Source organism: Spirosoma liriopis (assembly GCF_023196085.1).
Classification (GTDB): Bacteria; Bacteroidota; Bacteroidia; order Cytophagales; family Spirosomataceae; genus Spirosoma; species Spirosoma oryzicola.
Genome location: NZ_JALPRF010000004.1, coordinates 179,395 through 196,133, shown reverse-complemented (window position 1 = coordinate 196,133; position 16,739 = coordinate 179,395). Strand labels below are relative to the sequence as shown.

14 protein-coding genes are annotated in these 16,739 nt (G+C 52.4%); 5 read left to right on the top strand and 9 right to left on the bottom strand.

What is annotated here, in order from left to right; genetic code table 11:
* Positions 1-222 precede the first annotated feature (222 nt).
* From M0L20_RS23060 to M0L20_RS23045, 4 genes are all read left to right on the top strand, one after another.
* Positions 223-1,191, top strand: a complete 969-nt coding sequence (locus tag M0L20_RS23060) for a hypothetical protein (protein ID WP_248479350.1) — start codon at positions 223-225, stop codon at positions 1,189-1,191.
* A 51-nt stretch (positions 1,192-1,242) separates the two neighbouring features.
* Positions 1,243-1,827 (top strand): RNA polymerase sigma factor, encoded by a 585-nt coding sequence (locus M0L20_RS23055; RefSeq protein WP_232562955.1) that lies wholly within the window; start codon positions 1,243-1,245, stop codon positions 1,825-1,827.
* Positions 1,811-3,253, top strand: coding sequence for a hypothetical protein (locus M0L20_RS23050; RefSeq protein WP_248479349.1), 1,443 nt, complete (start codon positions 1,811-1,813; stop codon positions 3,251-3,253). The genes M0L20_RS23055 and M0L20_RS23050 overlap by 17 nt, the downstream gene beginning before the upstream one ends.
* 402 nt (positions 3,254-3,655) lie before the next feature.
* Positions 3,656-3,823 carry a hypothetical protein gene (locus M0L20_RS23045; protein WP_248479348.1) on the top strand — a complete coding sequence of 56 codons (168 nt, stop codon included), beginning with the start codon at positions 3,656-3,658 and terminating at the stop codon, positions 3,821-3,823.
* Between the two features lie 268 nt (positions 3,824-4,091).
* On the opposite strand, the gene M0L20_RS23040 is transcribed toward M0L20_RS23045, so the two are convergent.
* Positions 4,092-4,340, bottom strand: a complete 249-nt coding sequence (locus tag M0L20_RS23040; RefSeq protein WP_248479347.1) for a hypothetical protein — start codon at positions 4,338-4,340, stop codon at positions 4,092-4,094.
* Positions 4,341-4,362: 22 nt separating this feature from the next.
* A complete protein-coding gene (locus M0L20_RS23035) occupies positions 4,363-4,725 on the bottom strand; it encodes a LytTR family DNA-binding domain-containing protein (RefSeq protein ID WP_232562958.1) in 363 nt (120 codons plus the stop codon).
* 1,014 nt (positions 4,726-5,739) lie between these two features.
* On the opposite strand from M0L20_RS23035, the gene M0L20_RS23030 reads away from it, so the two are divergent.
* Positions 5,740-6,105, top strand: a complete 366-nt coding sequence (locus M0L20_RS23030) for a glycoside hydrolase domain-containing protein (RefSeq protein ID WP_248479345.1) — start codon at positions 5,740-5,742, stop codon at positions 6,103-6,105.
* 194 nt (positions 6,106-6,299) lie between these two features.
* On the opposite strand, the gene M0L20_RS23025 is transcribed toward M0L20_RS23030, so the two are convergent.
* The 7 genes from M0L20_RS23025 to M0L20_RS22995 form a co-directional block, all read right to left on the bottom strand.
* A complete protein-coding gene (locus M0L20_RS23025) occupies positions 6,300-8,087 on the bottom strand; it encodes a class I mannose-6-phosphate isomerase (RefSeq protein ID WP_248479343.1) in 1,788 nt (595 codons plus the stop codon).
* Positions 8,084-9,034 carry an ROK family protein gene (locus tag M0L20_RS23020; protein ID WP_248479342.1) on the bottom strand — a complete coding sequence of 317 codons (951 nt, stop codon included), beginning with the start codon at positions 9,032-9,034 and terminating at the stop codon, positions 8,084-8,086. Before M0L20_RS23020 ends, M0L20_RS23025 begins: the two co-directional genes overlap by 4 nt.
* Positions 9,035-9,040: 6 nt before the next feature.
* The gene (locus tag M0L20_RS23015) at positions 9,041-10,258 is read right to left on the bottom strand and encodes a glycoside hydrolase family 76 protein (RefSeq protein WP_248479341.1); all 1,218 of its coding nucleotides are present in this window, start codon (positions 10,256-10,258) and stop codon (positions 9,041-9,043) included.
* Positions 10,259-10,304: 46 nt separating this feature from the next.
* Positions 10,305-12,665 carry a GH92 family glycosyl hydrolase gene (locus tag M0L20_RS23010; protein WP_248479340.1) on the bottom strand — a complete coding sequence of 787 codons (2,361 nt, stop codon included), beginning with the start codon at positions 12,663-12,665 and terminating at the stop codon, positions 10,305-10,307.
* A 3-nt stretch (positions 12,666-12,668) separates the two neighbouring features.
* On the bottom strand, positions 12,669-13,883 hold the full coding sequence (locus M0L20_RS23005) for a glycoside hydrolase family 76 protein (protein ID WP_248479339.1): 1,215 nt from the start codon (positions 13,881-13,883) through the stop codon (positions 12,669-12,671).
* Between the two features lie 82 nt (positions 13,884-13,965).
* Positions 13,966-15,084, bottom strand: coding sequence for a SusE domain-containing protein (locus M0L20_RS23000; RefSeq protein WP_248479338.1), 1,119 nt, complete (start codon positions 15,082-15,084; stop codon positions 13,966-13,968).
* Between the two features lie 20 nt (positions 15,085-15,104).
* On the bottom strand, positions 15,105-16,736 hold the full coding sequence (locus M0L20_RS22995; RefSeq protein ID WP_248479335.1) for a RagB/SusD family nutrient uptake outer membrane protein: 1,632 nt from the start codon (positions 16,734-16,736) through the stop codon (positions 15,105-15,107).
* Positions 16,737-16,739: the final 3 nt, after the last annotated feature.

Below are 16,739 nucleotides of genomic sequence, written 5' to 3'. Positions count from 1 at the left end.
ACGCCCACCGGTAGGCACTGTCGGCTGTTTGTCGAGGCCATAGACACGCCGGGTTTGATAAAGTGTTGCACGCCACCGATTTATTTTTACGCGGTCAATGGACGCAATTTTATCCGCAAAAAAAACGACGAGTACTGCAACAGTCGGAAGTACTTTTTGTGTCTGTAGCCGTGCAAGGGTCAGTATCCGTCAAACCCGAATGCGCTGGTACGATTTTCACCTATGGATCATGTCAAACGATACGTCTGGATTGGCTTGCTGCTCGGTTGGATCAGTAGCTGTAATCGCTATACTGATCAGCAGCCAACCCCCGACACTGGCCCTACGGCAGGCACTGCCCAGGCGCTTATTCAACAGTACCCTCAGGCTCAGAATACCCTATTTACAACCCTCGTTGCTAATCAGCTCTGGCAGGCTACCTTTACCCAGCAGCGACAGCGCTACCAGGCGCTGGTCAGCCCCACACGACTGAGGACTGTTGATCAGTTGGTTGAGGGTTCCCTTCCTGATTCACTCACGCGTATTCTAAGGTCAACGGCGGTCTGGGGCGGCACGTTCAGCAATCCACGTTTTCGCCAGTATACCGGGTGGTACACAACTCCTTTCCTGAGCGGACCGCCCTCGTACGTATACGCTGATTACACCTGGCAGCAACAGCCTTACACAGCACGCTGGTATATTGTCCGGTCAAGCTCCGGCGTTCCATTCTATTATGCTGAACTACTACCGTTTCAGCAGGCCAGCTACGAAACGGATGCTCTGACCGATCTACCGGAATCAATACAGTCTTCCTTACGCGACCAGAAGCTAACGTTCACGTATGCAGCGATCACCGTTGAGGGCTTTAATAAACAGCAGTATACGGTGTGGGTCAACCAGCAGAACCAGATTTGGGAACTCACGTACAATAACGCAGGGCAATTGATGGCCGCGATCAGCCCTCAGGCAGAGCCGCCTATTCAGCAGATCGATCAATTGCCATCGGCTATTCAGGCTTATCTGCGACGACCCGAACTGGCCGGTTTTGATCTGAGTCGGGCTGGGGCATTGTACGGTTATACCACCCGTCATACCTACGGCTCGCTGAATACGTATCGAGTGAGTCTGGTAAAAGAGAAACAGGGCTGGCTATTATTATTTTCAGAAAATGGTCAACTTATCAGCCGATCCTTTATGACAATCAGCTACTGACAATCAACACATCAATAGACAGAAGCCCTCACCTCTGACCCGTCTCCGTACATGCCGCTATTCGGCCACAAGTCTTACCGAACCCTTACCGAACTGGTCGTGGGCTGTCAGCAAGGGCAACCGCGGGCGCAGCGGGCGTTTTACGAACGCTACCAGGCGCGGATGCTGGGGGTCTGCGTGCGGTACGCCCGTACGGTGGCAGAAGCCGAAGACATCTTTCAGGAAGCGTTCGTTAAAGTGTTTGCCCACATCGACGAACTAGTCAAACCCGAATCAGCTGACAGTTGGGTAAAGGCGGTCGTGGTACGCACGGCGATCAATTATTACCACCGCGTCACTCGCCCCCAGGAAAATTTAACGAGCTACGAGGCTCTCAGCGAGTCGCCTTCCAGTGATGATCACCTGCGGCTTCTGGCCGGTTACGATCAGGAAGCCATCTTGGGGTTGCTGGCCCGCCTGCCCGATGCATACCGGCTAGTCGTCAATCTATACCTGATCGAAGGCTATACGCACGCTGAGATTGCGCAGCTCACCAACGTTCCCGAAGCTACGGCCCGTTCCCGTTTCAGCCGGGCTCGCCAACTACTCTTGACACTCATTAATCAACATGGCCTCCAACATGAATTCTTGGGATGAAGATCCCGACGAGCTGCTGCGCCAGCGCTGGCAGCAGACGTTCGCTGATTTTGAGGTTCAGTCCCGGACTTCATTGCGTCGGCGCGTACTCGGCCAGGTGACGGCTCGGAACCACCTCAAACTGCCGGTTTTGCTGGCGGGGGGGGCACTCTTGTTGCTGATCAGCACCATCCTGGTTTACACGATTCACCGAAGTAACCGCCCCGCGTCACCTCAGAGCCGTATTACCAATGTTCAGCTTGCTCCTTCTACACAGTCTGGACGGGTTACCGTTCGTCAGCCTGCGATTCCGGTCAAGCCTACTACATTAGCAGAGCAATCCGAAATCGGTTTACGGGTTAACGGGTCCATAACCAGACCGCAGCAAACAGATCGTGAAGCAATTATATCCAATACAAAGATTGGCACTGTGGAAGGTTCATCCAGACGCTCCATGCAGCTAACTACTCGACTTCGTCTACGCAAGGAATCGAACATGCCGCTGGTAGAATCTTATCACCCAGGTCGCCCCTTGGACAAATCGCCCCATTTCTCAAACACCCGCTTTCCCATTACGTCGTCCCCTTCGGTCAAAGTCAATAAACGCGAGTGGGTAGAGGTTTCTGCGGAAAATTTGGATAAGATAGGAAATGGCGCTAGCGATCCCATTGCTGAGGATCACGTATTGAATAGTCTGTCAGCAACCACTGCTTGGCCCGTCGTGTTTGCGCAGCTTGAAATCCCGAAACTCTCTGCGTTACCCTCCTCGCTGCGTGCGCTACCCGGCCAAATTCCTTCCTATGAATTCGTGGGTCACCCGGCTGATGCTGCCGAAAACCGCGTTAACCGGCACAAACAGTGGTTTGTCGAAGCGGTACCGCTGAGTAGTTTTCAATGGATGACTAGTTCATCTTCGTCAACCGCTTATCTCACACAAGTCAACGCCCCGGCGGCTTTTTCGCCAGCTACCTGGGGTTACCAGATTAACGGGGGATTACGCTGGCAGCGCTGGCAGGCTTATCTATCCATAGGACAGCTTCGGCGCTGGGCCTATTATACAGTCAACGAAAACCGGTACCGCATGGAGTCCGGCCCAACAAATTCGTACCAACTGGTTCGAGAAAAGCACGTGGTAGCCGAAAATGTCGCGCTGCCGATGGTTGGCGTTGGTCTAAGCCAGTACCGCTTACTGGGACAGGGCCGTTACGTAGTTGAACTGGGTAGCCAGGTCGCGTATTCACCAATGGGCGGACAGACCTTAGCTAGTCTGCGGGGAGGAGCCAGCCGACGACTGCCTGTGGGCCGACGGCATGAGCTACAGGCTGGCTTGACGACTGAGTACGGCCTGACCCGATTGACGAACGAACAGCAACAGTTAGTTATTCACCCGATTGTAGTGGGCATCAGTGTACGAATCCAACCTCGTCTGTATTCTAAGGAGCAGTAGAGATCGGTTGAGGGAGGCTCTGACGTCAGCAGACCGCTAATTTCCTCAGATCTTTATTCATATCCCCTGGTTTGCCAACTAAAACTAACCCAACCAGAACTAGCGAATACGTGGTCAAGAATTTTCTGAACTCGCTCAGCGCTTACTTGATGAATTGACCAAGCTCTACTTTCATGAGGAAGAACAAGTAAGGCCCCTATACTTGCTGTTTGTTTTCGGTTCCAACATTTTTGCCCATTCTGTTCACAAAAGGTGTTACTCGATACAACGATCTACGTATCGAACCAGAAGCAGAGTCGGAGCGGATACGATCAGCCGTTAAGTACCGATATCGGACCGATCTATGCTTCATTTTAGATCCTATTGCCAAAAATTTGATTCGTTTTAAAAATACAATTTTCTATGAATCAATTGCTTGAAAGAGGAATAGTTGCAAGTAAGAACCTATTGCGGTACGCTATTGATCTAGCTAATCCGAATAAGGATTTTCTGTCTTATGACGAGTTGAAACGAGTCGAACGATTCGCGGAGTCTATCCTCACCGAAGCCGGAGTTTATTTTACAAATTAAGACCTGGAAAGTTATTTTAATTGGGTCAAAGGCCCTTACGCTTTTACTGTCATTGTAGCCTTGATCATCAAAGCAAAAACTATAGGTTTAGCTTGGCGCCGGATGCCTCCTTAGCGCCAAGCTTATCGTGAATGGTGGTTTGCACGCGCAACAGGTAAAAAATAAACGATCTAGTTGACTAAAGACTGCTGCTTCTACTAAAAGTGCGGATATTGGTTGACAAGTAAGGCTATATGAATGCTTCTAAGAGCGAGTCTTGCTATCTTACTTACTTCCTGGTATTGACAGCGGGTTGTATCTTGGCTTGTTTGACCTGAATGAACCGATGCTGAAATAGCCGATAGACGAGATAACAATAACCCAACATAACCCCTAGCTCAATTACCCAGACCAAAGGCTCCTGTTTATAGCGGCCTGCCTTCATATCCTGAAAATAGTCAAACACAATCCAGCCGAAGCCAACTATCATCAGTAAACTGGCCAGGATGACACTTAAAGTTAGGCTGTAATTTTTCATAATCGAATCCGATAAGGGTAGTTTAGTTAGGCGAAAAATGCCGATGCTGCTTCAGTTTGGTCGTAACCGGCTCAATCCGGCGACGCGACACTTTAATAATTTGCCGGTTGTATAGACTCAACTCTAAGGTCCGGGCATTGAGGGAATCAATTGTCTGAACAAAACTGGGATTAATCAAATCAGATTTGTGAACCCGCACAAAGTCAGGTAAAAGCTGCTCGAACCAGTTCAGGCTTTTAGCGACCAGCAACGGTTTCAGCGCATCTCGGTAAAGCCAGGTGTAGTTGCCAAACCCTTGTAAACGAACAATAGTGTTTAACTGGACTGGCTTGTTGAAGCCAGGAATTTTAATAGAAGCATCGATTGGATGAGCAGTAGTAGCCATAAGAAAAGAGGTTTACGGTAATAGATAGTAAGAAGTAAGCGGATAGTGCCGCTGGGTCCAACAGTTTTCAGTGGATACAGCGTCATGAGAAGAGAAGTCTCAGTCCGATCCAATCGATTTTAACGCCATAACCAATAGCTTCAGAATCAGAGCGGTTTCGTTCCGTTAAGCCGACAGGATAGTACGATTAATCAACTGGACCCAGGAGTAGAGTGCAGCAGGAACAAGAAAGGAAGATCGGCTTATAGCCGCCAGATAGCATGTATCGCTTGCAGCCGCCTACGTTTAAGGAGGCTATATTTATACAAAGTAACTGTAAATAAAATACCAGTAAACGAGCCGTTTATCGATAAAGGTATCGGATGCTTGCAGGGGGAAATAACTGACTTGGTAGTTGAAACCTTTCGGTAAACACTCGTTGATGGTTTAGGCGTTTGAACCGGCGCACTGGCTACGTAGGCGTCATACACATCGCCAAAACTGTCACCGGTCTCGCCTAGATCGACCTCTAACGCAGCACACGAGTAAAACAGACCTACCAGGAACACCGTCAATTGAACGAGGATTTGACGGCTCCAACCCGTCAGAAAATACTTCCGCCATAGCGTTACAGACTGTAAAGTCGACCTATTGGTGGTGGAAGCGATTGACGTGCTCAACATAGGTGAAGAAGCGTAGGCGTAAAACAAACTGGCTGCTTTAAGCAGACAGGCTTTGTGTTGTCGGGAAGACTAAGTGGTTTAACGAACACGTTCGCAAAAGCGCTGCCAGTATTTTTACTTGCCCGTATCTACTACCAGCAACAATATATACTTACTTATAAAAGCACTGATTTACAAGTAAGAATCGAATAGGCAAGAAGCATCAGATATGTCTTTAATGCACCCTGAGTTAAATATGCGTCAAGCAATAGAGTTAACAGTGGGGTATAAAATCTACATACTTGGGGCAATTTATAATCACTCTATTTATTTATCTATTTATAATCAGACTATTTAACGATCATGTATATACGTGTCAAAATATATAGTTACAAAGACCTGGGCTGTTGACGAATATATCGTCTATAAAAATCGGATCTCTGCTGAGGAGCTGGCTCTGTGTGGTATGGTTGATGCTGATGAACTGTCTTCCTGGTATATGCTTTGTGCGCCTAGTTTGCATCCTTTCTCGGCTACCGATGCCGAATACACTGTCATGGCTCCCTTGCTTGATAAGGTAACCAAGAAAGCTAATACGGGTAAATTACTCACAATCAAAAAGCCCCGCCGGGGCCAAACCTTGACCACTATCCAAGTAAATGGCAAAGAAACTAAAGGCTATTTTGTCTCCCACGATTTATTTAAAAATAGGGGTACTTTAGAAATTATCACGAAGTAATAGAACCTCCGGTCCCTGAATCAATGTGATGGACACCCATTCAAAAGCAATTGCCCAGAAGCCTTAATAGAACGTCCAAAAACCGGACAGACCGATCGCCAGGCTACTTTCCCAACGACCGGTCTGTTTATAAATTAGGCAGCCAACAATAGAAGTGTAACATCAGTGAACTGCTTTTCAGGCTACTTAAACACTTATTTCAAGGGATGATCGGTTAATTTTTCGGTTCGGATATATGCCTTCAACGTCCCAATTTCTCGCCCTTCGCTGACCCCGGAAGGCTTGATCGTGTAAGTCCCAACGGCGGCAGGTACAATGAACGTCTCGGCGTAATGCACAACGAACGGTTCGAACGCATTCGATGGGCTTTCCACCGTGGCTTCATCGCCTTCAATCAGATTGATGACGTTGACGACGCCCTTCGTATCGTGAGCCACCGTCTTCGAAAACCAGTGCCGACGGGTTTCGATGAACGAATCTTCGTCAAGACCGGTGCGCTCCTCCCGCCAACCGTCACCACGCCCAATCTCCTGAATTTGATTCAGCAGATTCGCTTCGGTCCACTGCGATGTGCGGTCCCATTGAATATTCTTCTTGCCGTGTTCCAGGGAAATAGGCCGGGGCTTTCCGTCTAATCCTGTGCGGCCCCAGTCCCAGAGTTTGAATGTAAAGTTGAAGGGGGTCGCGCTAATTTCCAGCACGACGCTGTTGGCCCCCGAACAGTGTACCGTCCCGGCTGGAATAAGGGCGTGATCGTGTTTTTTGATTGGCCATTTTTCGACGTATTGATCAGCATCAAAATGGGCCTCACCTTCCTGCGCTTTCTCCAAATCGGCAATCATCTCGGCCGGGTGAATATCTTCTTTCAGCCCCAGATACACACAGGCGTCTTCTTTCGCTTCCAGAAAATAATAACTTTCGTTCTGGGTGTAGGGCATCCCGAATTGCTCCCGCATGTACTCGTGCAGGGGATGCACCTGTAAGCTCAGATTGCCGCCCTCGATGGTATCCAGAAAATCGAACCGGATTGGAAACTCAGCGCCGAATGCAGCATACACTTGCTCGCCCAGCAACTCTACTGGATGACTGAAAACCACGTCGATTGACGGAATTTCAAAGGTTTCGCCATCAAAGTTGAATAGCAGGCTGTTTTCTTCAGGAACGCAATCGAACCCCCAGGCGTAATTGACCACCGACCGGTCCAGATCGCAGATTTCTTTCAGCCATTGGCCACCCCAGGGCCCCGGATCGAAGAACGGAACCACCCGGAAGGGCCGCCGAACGGCCAGAGCCATCGCTTTTTGCAGAGTCGTTCCGCTGATAAGCTTGGGCGTGTCTTCACGCGTGGTGTCAATCATATAATCCCAGCGCTCCATGAAGTTTTTTTTATGCCGATCCAGCACCTTCCAGTCCACGTAGAAAGACCGTTTGTACTGGTACGCAAAGACCGCATCCGCATTCTGAGCCCCCAGATTATTAACCCGATTTTGCCGGAATCGAAGCTGGATCTCCCACCGAGGCATGTCGGCATAGACCAGTACGTCGGGTTGATCTACAAATAGCGCGGCCCCGGTCCCAACCACCAGCACCACGCCTTCGGCAACAGCCTGAATAGTTTGCTGGCAGGTCGCTAGTTTGGCTTCGTCATAAAAACGGGACAACTCAAACGGGCATACGTGGCCAAATACCGGGTCATCCGTCACGAAGTCGTTAACCAACTCATCGATTTCGCCCGGGCTGCGGAGGGCGTGGCCCGTTTCAATGACCGTTAGCTGGTCCGACAGGGTGCTTAAACCCGCAATAACTTCGTCGATGTAGACGCCCAGATACGTATCCACCGCCACGATGATTTTCGGTTTCCCGGTTGCCTGAATGTGCTGGCGTAGGGTGCTGGCAATGGCTTCCCATCCTGTCAGGCATGTTTCGCCTTCTACGGAGACAGCCGGATATTTGTCAAAAGTTGATTGTGTTTGAACGGTCATAATTCAGCGTTGTATACTAGATGAGCAGCTCCTAACAGAGCCGCCGAATCCGTTAAAAGACTGGGCACAACGGCCACGTTCCCCCACGTGGCCCAGGCATTTTGATTCAGGCGGAGTTGGATTGGAGGTATAATGACATCGCGACTGGCCATCACCCCGCCCCCCAGAATGAGCACTTCCGGATCGTACGCCTGCACTAAGTTATAGGCACAGGCCGCCCAGATCGCAATGCTTTGATCCCGCAGGGTAACGGCCAGCGCATCGCCCTGCTCGGCACAGCGGAAAACGGCTTCGTAATCGACCGTATCATACCGGCAAAGCATACTTTGGGCGTACGTTGCGTGCGTCGTTGCCCGCTCGGCTAAACTCCAGGTTGAGGCTTCGGCCTCTGCACAGCCCACGGCCCCGCAATTGCACCGATTACCGTGGGTGTTCTGAATGAAATGCCCCCCCAGAACGCCCGCCTGGAAGTGCTTGCCGCGCAATAGCCGACCTTCGATGACCGCCGATGTACCGATTCCGGTACCAAGTGTCATCAGCACGACGTTGTCATAACCGCGTCCGCTGCCGTGCTGCCATTCTCCCAGCAGAGCCGCTCGGGTGTCATTTTCAAGGTAAAAGGGAACGCCCCAGGTTTCTCTGGCCCAGCCGGGCAAATCCAGATTGGGGGCATCGCTATATTTGGCATTGATGGACAGAACGCGCTGTTGAACGGGATCAACGATACCCGGTACCGCAACGCCCAGACCCACCAGATCAGCCGCCGACAGACCCGCTTTGGCCAGCATGTCGTTAACGGTGGCCTGAATCTGAGGTAACCGACTTTGCAGTCCCTGACCCGACTGCGAATCCAGCTGGCTGGTCAGCAAAACGGTCCCCGCCCTGACAAGCCCCAGCTTGATACGCGTACCACCCAGGTCGATAGCGATGATTGCTTTTTGCTCCATACCCGTTTATTTTTTCGTTTCCCGTTCCTTTTCCAGTAGACTTAGCCGGGCGTACAATTCAGCAATACAGGCTTCGTCCAGCAGCCATTTTGGCTTGGCTAATTCTGCCGGTTGGGGCGTCCAGCTGTGGGTAACCAGACCGTATTGATCGCGGGAGTTCTGCCAGGCGTAATCGAGGCTTTGTTTGATTTTGGTAATATACTGGTAGTCCCCGTTAACCCGGTAAAGCGCTTCGTAACCCCGGAAAAGCACCGTCACAAACCAGGGTAAATCGATCTGAATGGCGGACGAAGCGGGATGCTTCTGCTTGCTGAAATGAACGTACGTATCCTTAGCCAGTTGTTCGGCCTGTTTCAGGTACTGCTTGTCGCCGGTAAACTGGTACAACAGCACCGCAGCTTCGAGCATGGAGCCGGAATTGTAGGTGTAAAAGACCCGGTTCACGGCCCCCGTTGCTTTGCGATCATTGGCGTACACGCCAGTCGAATCGAGTAGGCTGGTGTGCATCCAGTTGTAAAACTTTTTGCCCCATTGCAGGTACTGCGGGTCTTTTGTACCCTGATAGAGCTTGAGCGCTGTGAGCGTAGCCATGCCGTTGGAGCAGGCCGGTTTCTGATCGCGATGCCCTTCCAGCCACGTCACACCGCCCCCCAGTTCATCATCCCAACCGCTCAGGATAAAGGTAAATACGTCCTTCGCCCGTTTCAGGTATAGCGGATTCTGGGTGTTGAGGTAGGCTTCCATGTAGTCGATTCCGACCAATCCGTTATCGTCATAATACCGATCCGACTTCTCGAACTGAACCGGATACGCCTGATAACCCACCGGCGAGCGGCTTGAATCGCGGTAGGCTTCGATTCCCGTAACCAGACTATCCAGGTAGTGTAGTTGCGCTTTCCGTTCGGAAGGAACTTTCAGCAGTACGTTGGTCGCTGAGAACATCCCGGAAAACGGCCAGAGAAAGCTAACCGCCTTTTCCTTGACGTTGCCACCCTGCATGTACGTCAGCGTATCGTTGCGATTCGACGGGTAATTTTCCGAGAACAGATTATGGGCTGGCACCCGGTACCGACGCCAGACGTTGGTGTAGGTTTCCCGCGCCCGGTTCAGGTAGTCAGCCGACGTTTTGGGGGCCTGCCCAACGGCGGTCTGGACGGCCAGAAGCAATCCAATCGCTACCATTCGGGCAGGCTTTTTTTTGCGTAGGTGGGTCAAATTTTTCATTCGTTTATGCTTATGTTGAGTAAATCAGATCGCCAAATCGGGCCCGCTACTGGGCCGAAGGCGGAGGGGTTTGAATGCCCCAGTTCGTGTTGGGCTGGCTGCCCATGACAAAGGTTAACTTGCCGCCCTGCATCAACTCGTCCCGGTACAGCCAGCAATTTTGTAGAGCTTTTCCGTTGAAGGTGGCCGACTGCACGTACACATTTTGGGCGGAGTTGTTTTTAGCTTCGATCTGTAGCTTCTTGCCATCGCCCAGCCGAATCGTCGCCTGATCGAAGGCGGGGCTACCCAGCTGAATAATTGGCCGGAGATCGGTGAAGCCTTTCACGTCGAACAAACCAAGTGAGGCAATCACGTACCACGAACCCAACTGGCCCTGGTCTTCATCCTGCCCGTAACCATAGCCGTGGATGGGTTCGACACCGTAGAATTCATCGCAGATGGCGCGGGTCCATTTCTGGGTAAGCCAGGGTTTGCCGGAGAAGTTGAACAGCCAGCTAATGTGTAAGTTTGGCTGATTGCCGTGGTTATAAATCGACTTGATCCCGGCAAAGGCGTCGATTTCCTTGCCACCGCCAAACCCGTTTTTCTGAGCTGTCGTGAAGATGCCGTCGAGCCGGTTGTTGAATTCGTCGTTGCCCAATTTATCGATGAGTGCCCGTGGATTCTGCGGCACGAAAAAGGTGTACTGTACAGCATTACCCTCCTGGAATCCCCGCCAGGGTTCGTAGGGGTCGAATTTGTCGATAAAGCTGCCGTCCGCTTTTTTCGGGCGAACCAGTTTGTCCTTCGGTTCGTACAGAAGTTGCCAGCCGTTGGAGAGTTTGGCAAATTGCCCATAATCCGCTTGTTTACCCATTGATTTTGCCAGTTGGGCGGCTGCGAAAGCACTAAAGCTATATTCCAGCGTGTGCGAAGCCGAAAAGTGGGAGCCGGTCGAATCGGTTTTGTCTGCGTCTAGGTAAGGCACGTAACCCCGCTTGACGAACGCTTCGACATCCAGTTTGCCGGAACCAACGGGCCGGTTTCGCCCGCTCAGTTCATTAGCCCGGATAGCCTCATAAGCCAGATTCGTGTCGTAATCCCGAATACCCGCCTGATACGCCCCAGCAATGGCCAAACCGACAAAGTTCGTTCCTACACCCGATACAAAATTGCTGTTGGCAATGCCATCCCCAAACCAGCCCCGTTCCTTGTAAATCGCCAACTGGGTTTGCACAAAATCGTTGTAGCGCTCGGGGTACGAAAGCGCCCAGAGCTGCGTCAGGTTCCAGTAGCCGCCCCAAATCGCATCGGTATTGTAAAAGTTGTAGCTAAAATTCCCTTTTTTATCGCGCGGCAACTGGCCGATTGTTCCGTCATGCCGGGGATAGGAACCGTTCACGTCGTTGGCGATCCCCCGGCCCAGCAAGGCGTGGAACAAGCCCGTGTAGAACTTCACTTTATTGGTTTCATTCCCTTCAACGGCCAGCTTGCCGAGTTCGGTTTGCCACGTATCCTGCGCCTGTTTCCGGGCTTTCTCGAACGACAGCCTGGCGGCTTCGGCTTCCAGATTGGCCTTTGCGTTGGCAATGGACGTATAAGACAAGCCTACTTTCAACTCAATGGCCTCGTTGGTGTTGGTAGTGTATTCCAGAAAAAGCCCAGCGCCTTTTCCTGTGGCCGACTTACTTTGTGCCTGAACGCCAGCGTCCGTGAACGACCCTACCGACCGTGGACTCTTGCTCACTTCGCCCCAGATGTACATGGAAACCTGCCCGTTCGGATCGTAGGTTTTTACGTACTTGGGGTAGGTGGTCACGAACCCTTCAAAGTGCGTATCGTCAATCATGCGAACCTCCGACTTCCGCACCTCCCCGCTTTCGCCCTGCACATTACCCAGGTCCAGAATAATTCGCGACTGGTCATTTTTGGGAAAGGTATACCGATGAAAACCAACGTGTTTAGTAGCAGTCAGTTCGGCGGTGATTCCGTAATCATCCAGCAAAACCCTGTAGTAACCGGGTTCAGCTACCTGATTTTTTCGATCAAATTTAGATCGGTAACCACTGCCCGGTTTGTCCAGATCGCCGGGTTTTACTTTCAGCTCACCGGTAGCGGGCATAAAACTGACCCCGCCCACCTGCCATTCGTGGAAGTGGACAAAGCCTTCGATGGAGTTGTGCCGCGTATCGTACCCAACCGCTTCCCAGCCTTGATTGTTACCGTAGTGCCCGTTGGTGGAAGGAGCCAGCTTGGCCATGCCGTGGGGGACAGCCGCTGGCGTGTAAAAGAACCACCGGCTATGGGCCGTTCCGATATTGGGATCGACGTAGCGGAGCACATTAGGGCGTTTCACGGCGCAGGAAGTGAGCAGCGCAGCGAGGGCAAAACCACCGAAGAGGGTGGAAAAATGGATTCGTTTCATGACTTATCTGTATGTTGAAAGGAGGGCCTGTATCCGTTGCATCCAGGCTACGTCAACTCCTTCGATGTTCGCGTATCGACCGGCCCCGTTCAGGCTGGCAAACTGGTAATACCCGTGCGAAGCTGGGTCTCGCAGGACGGTGTTGATGGCGTCGATATTTCCCTGCGCATAACCCAACCACGCGGTATTCTGGTCGGCTTCGTATAGCTTAATCATCGCCTGCGACCCCCACCCGCACCAGGCCGGGGTGACTCGGAGGTCGCTGGTGTTGAAGATATACACGTTGTGCGTCTTATCCCAGAGCGTCCGGTTCATGGCATTGCCCAGCGCCTGCGCTTTAACCAGGTACGACGGGTCTTTCATCGCTTGTCCGTACACCAGAAAGGCTTCCACCATAATGGCGTTGTCGTAGGTGAATTTTTCGGTAAACCGTTTGCCAGCCCGGTCAATCTGCCAGACAAATAGGCCAGTGCTACTTTCGTATAACTTAGTAGACAGCCACTTATCCACGGCGGTTGCCCACTCGCGGTAAACAGCTTCGCCGGTGAGGGCGTACAACCGCGCAAACAACTGCATGGCTAAACCGTTCGACTGAGTTGGCTTCACCGTTTTGGCTGTGTTCCACCAGAAGCCCCCGTCGAAGGTCGTGTCCCAGGCACCGCTTTTGATGAGCCAGTTAGCGCACGCTTTTGCTTTGTCCAGATAAGCCGCTTTCATCGCTCCGGTACTCACTTCGTAGGCATCCAGATAAACGACTCCCGATAAGGCGTTGTCGTCGATGTATTTCAGCGAGTCGGAGCCTTTTTCACTACCGTCAACGCGCACGAAACCAAAATAACCACCGATGGGGCTGGTATCATCCCAGAAATGACTCATCCAGTTGAAGCTGTCATTCATGTAGGTCGCGTGGCTCGTCTCCCCAATGCTGACCATGGCGGCATCCGCGTAAATCTGGCTGGTGTTGTACCATTCGAACGCCGACGTCGGATCGGTGGTCGCGTTGACCCGGTAGCTCTTGTACGGAGTCAGCAGATTGGCCAGTACGTAGGCATGGCTTTTCTGGGCTGCTGTCCGATACCGCGATACGGTTGGCGTAGGTACGGTCGGCGTGGTCGTGTCGGGTTCTGCAACGGGCGACGGTGACTGCTTATCGCCACAAGCCGTAACGAGCGTAGCGGCTACAATCAGCCAAAGTCCATAAAAAAGAAAGTTTCTCATAATCGGGAGCGTAATCCTGTGCTACAAGCGGTTATACCTATAAAACAGGCTATTCGACAAGAGTAATCAGCAGCGACGGCGCTTACTTCAGCACAGTTACCTGATGCGTATACGGCGCGTTCGCCCGGAGAAGCAGGTCCACTTTCACCTTCTTGCCATCGGCAGTTGGATCGAACTTATACGTATTGTCCCACTGTGCATCGGAAACCGACTGAACCTGAAAATACGATGCGGGGGCTCCGGCGGGACTGTTGTTATTCACATTCGCACTGCCCAGGTACTCTACACCATTCGCGGTATGCATAACGAACTTATACCGCTCGTCACGACCCCAGGAAAAGGGGTAAAACTCAACCGGAATGCTGGCGGCTGTCCACGTCCCATTGCCCGCGTAGGTGAGCGTACCGATTTCCTTGTTGTACGCCGACATGAACAGCCCAACCGACTGAATTTCGGTAGCCTGCGCCGTGGCGATGTTGAAATCGTACCGCAAGCGGTAGGTTTTCGTCGCGCCGGTCAGGGTTACGGGCGTATTGCCTTCCCGAAGAGTGTCTTTGGCAACGTAATAGTTTTTGCCGCTGCCCGCCCGTCTGTCCGTCAGGTAATAGGTACCGGCCTTTAGCGAGGTAAACGCTTCGAAGACGCCGTCCTCGGTTTTCTTAAGCGCAATGCTCTTCGTTACATCCTCACCGCCTTCGGTGGCGCTTCCCGTCAGATACAAGCTGTCCGGCAGTTCGGCAAACCCGGCGGGGCGAGTCATGGTCAGAATGCGGGTGATCGTACTCATCTGGCGGTTCAGCGCGATTGACGCCAATACCGTCCATTTGACGCTACCCGTCGAAGAAGCCGCGATACCCCCCAGGGCCGCGATTTTTTTCAGGTCGTTGTGGCTCAGGGTGAGCTGAGGCTGTACGCCCAATCCGTCGGATACTGTTTTGTAAAACGGCTTGCTGAAGTCGCCATCGACCTTATCAAACGCTACTTCGTACAAGACACCTTCAGCGGCCTGGGTGGGCTCCCATTTAAACTGCACACTGGCCGGGGTACTCGGCTCCAGCTTCACACTGGTATTATTGTCGGGGGTCATCAGCGAACTGACTGGGGTGACCGCCGGATTCAGTTCCCGGACCGTCTGGGTACAGGAGGCAATCGACAGCACGGCGAATAAAGCCATACTACCATACGTCAACGCTTGTTTCATGGAGCGGGTTGATTAGACGGTTAGTAACCAGGATTTTGGGTCAATGATGTGTTTAGATTCAGCTCGGAAGCGGGGAGCGGCCACAGGTAATTTTTGGCCGGGTCGAACTGTCGACGTTGCGCCCGGATGTAGCCGTTGTCTACCGCCGGGTCGCCAAATTTGGCACCGTGGGCGTAGCCGTTGAGAACCGTCTCGGCGATCCGCCACCGGCGAATGTCGTCAATCCGTAGTCCTTCCATGGCGAACTCGGTCCGGCGTTCCCGCCGAATAATCTGCGTCAGATCGCCACCTGTTGGGAAGTTCAACGCTGCCGCGTCCGTGAAGCCCGCCCGCTGCCGCAGGGGCCGAATCGTTTTGTCCCACACATCGGCGGTCATCTGTCCCAGGCTTTGCTTCGCTTCCGCGTACATCAGCAGGACTTCGGCATATCGGATCAGGTGAAGATTCAGCCCCGACGCAAAGTTGGCCAGACTATTCGGGTCGTAGTATTTGCGCCAGTAGTAACCCGTGGGTGACCCTTGCCCGTTGAGCGCGTATTCGTTCAGAGCGGGGCGGACCGGGTCCGAGCCGGGTCGGATGTAGATCGTTTGCGTCGTGCCGTCCGCGTTCCGCCAAAGGTACTGGTCATAGACCACCGTGGCCGTCAGCCGAGGGTCGCGATTGACGTAGGGATTGCTTTCGACATATCCTGAGCCCGTCTCGCTGATCGCTTTGCCGTTAAGCATGATGTAGTCGTTGACCAACTCCTGCGTGGGGGCCAAGCTATTGGTTCGGGCTCCAACCGAGCGGGGAGCGAAGTCGAAAAACTCCGACCAGGTGCGCAGGCCGGGTACGTATTGCAGGGCCAGTATAGATTCGTTGCTGGTTTTGTTGACCGTTGGGCTGCTGAACAGATCGCCGTAATTGGCCGCCAGTCCGTACTGTCCGTTGGTCGTTTGATCGTTCATCAACTGTTCGCAAAGGGTAACAACCTCGGCCATCCGATTTCCTTCGTAGAGCAAGGCTCTGGCTTGTAAAGCAATAGCAGCCCCTTTGGTAATCCGACCGTTATCGGCGGGGGCGTAGGCGTCCCGGGAGGGCAGCACAGCCGCAGCCGCCGTCAGCTCATCCGTGACAAATTTCAGAACGGTGGCTCTTGGTGAACGGGCAATCGTTTTGGCTTCGTCCGGCGAAATATTGCGGTCCAGCAGGGGAACGTCGCCATACCATTTCATCAGGTTAAAATGGTGCCAGGCCCGCACGAAACGCACCTCACCTTTCATCCGCGCCAGCGTCTCCGCCGGAAGCGTCGTGTTCTGATCCACGTTGGTCAGGAAGATGTTGCAGGATTTGATACCGCTATAATAAAACGACCAGTCGTTCTGGAATTTCGGTAACGTCGAGGTAAAACTACCACTCGCGATGGCTTCCGGATTGCCCGCTGCCGACCCTTGCGCGGTGTAGGCATTATCCGACAAAGCCTCGTTGTAGAAGTATAACGTGCTGTTATACATGCCACTGTAAATGTTATTCAGGGCATTATTTACGTTCTCGCCTGATGTCCAGAAGTTAAGTTCCGTAAACCGATCGACCGGGGCTATGTCTAAAGGTCCGCACCCGACGACGGTAAGCAACACCACGCACAGGCTACTTATCTTTTTGAGAAGATTCATATC

Coding starts and splice junctions, on each gene's coding strand:
- M0L20_RS23055 (WP_232562955.1), top strand. CDS start 1,243: ATGCCGCTATTCGGCCACAAGTCTTACCGAACCCTTACCGAACTGGTC.
- M0L20_RS22995 (WP_248479335.1), bottom strand. CDS start 16,736: ATGAATCTTCTCAAAAAGATAAGTAGCCTGTGCGTGGTGTTGCTTACC.
- M0L20_RS23025 (WP_248479343.1), bottom strand. CDS start 8,087: ATGACCGTTCAAACACAATCAACTTTTGACAAATATCCGGCTGTCTCC.
- M0L20_RS23010 (WP_248479340.1), bottom strand. CDS start 12,665: ATGAAACGAATCCATTTTTCCACCCTCTTCGGTGGTTTTGCCCTCGCT.
- M0L20_RS23015 (WP_248479341.1), bottom strand. CDS start 10,258: ATGAAAAATTTGACCCACCTACGCAAAAAAAAGCCTGCCCGAATGGTA.
- M0L20_RS23005 (WP_248479339.1), bottom strand. CDS start 13,883: ATGAGAAACTTTCTTTTTTATGGACTTTGGCTGATTGTAGCCGCTACG.
- M0L20_RS23000 (WP_248479338.1), bottom strand. CDS start 15,084: ATGAAACAAGCGTTGACGTATGGTAGTATGGCTTTATTCGCCGTGCTG.
- M0L20_RS23020 (WP_248479342.1), bottom strand. CDS start 9,034: ATGGAGCAAAAAGCAATCATCGCTATCGACCTGGGTGGTACGCGTATC.
- M0L20_RS23050 (WP_248479349.1), top strand. CDS start 1,811: ATGAATTCTTGGGATGAAGATCCCGACGAGCTGCTGCGCCAGCGCTGG.
- M0L20_RS23035 (WP_232562958.1), bottom strand. CDS start 4,725: ATGGCTACTACTGCTCATCCAATCGATGCTTCTATTAAAATTCCTGGC.
- M0L20_RS23045 (WP_248479348.1), top strand. CDS start 3,656: ATGAATCAATTGCTTGAAAGAGGAATAGTTGCAAGTAAGAACCTATTG.
- M0L20_RS23040 (WP_248479347.1), bottom strand. CDS start 4,340: ATGAAAAATTACAGCCTAACTTTAAGTGTCATCCTGGCCAGTTTACTG.
- M0L20_RS23060 (WP_248479350.1), top strand. CDS start 223: ATGGATCATGTCAAACGATACGTCTGGATTGGCTTGCTGCTCGGTTGG.